At 38.1% G+C, this 318-nt stretch carries 1 rRNA gene; it reads right to left on the bottom strand.

The features are described from left to right. A 23S ribosomal RNA gene (locus tag OL66_RS03130) occupies positions 1–231 on the bottom strand; the annotation flags it as partial. Between the last annotated feature and the right edge of the window lie 87 nt (positions 232–318).

The following is a 318-nucleotide window of genomic DNA, read 5'->3' as shown; positions in this document are numbered from 1 at the left end:
GTTATTACTTTCTTTTCCTACAGTTACTTAGATATTTCAGTTCACTGCGTTCCTTTCAATCAATTAGTTACCTAATAAATTGATACTATAACTACTTATAGTAGGTTGCCCCATTCGGAAATCCACGGATCTACACTTATTTACAGCTCCCCGTAGCGTATCGCCGTTAATTGCGTCCTTCATCAGCTCTTGGTGCCTAGGCATCCACTGTGCGCTCTTATTTCCTTTAATGTTCCGGAAAAATAACTATTATTTACCTAATTTTCAAAGAATTTGTGTTCTTACGACACCTATAACTCTGGTGGGCCTAAATGGACT

Origin of the sequence: Chrysanthemum yellows phytoplasma (assembly GCF_000803325.1) — a bacterium.
GTDB classification, from domain to species: domain Bacteria; phylum Bacillota_I; class Bacilli_A; order Acholeplasmatales; family Acholeplasmataceae; genus Phytoplasma; species Phytoplasma asteris.
The sequence above is the reverse complement of the archived record's forward strand: the minus strand, read 5'-3'. Positions and strand labels throughout refer to the sequence as shown.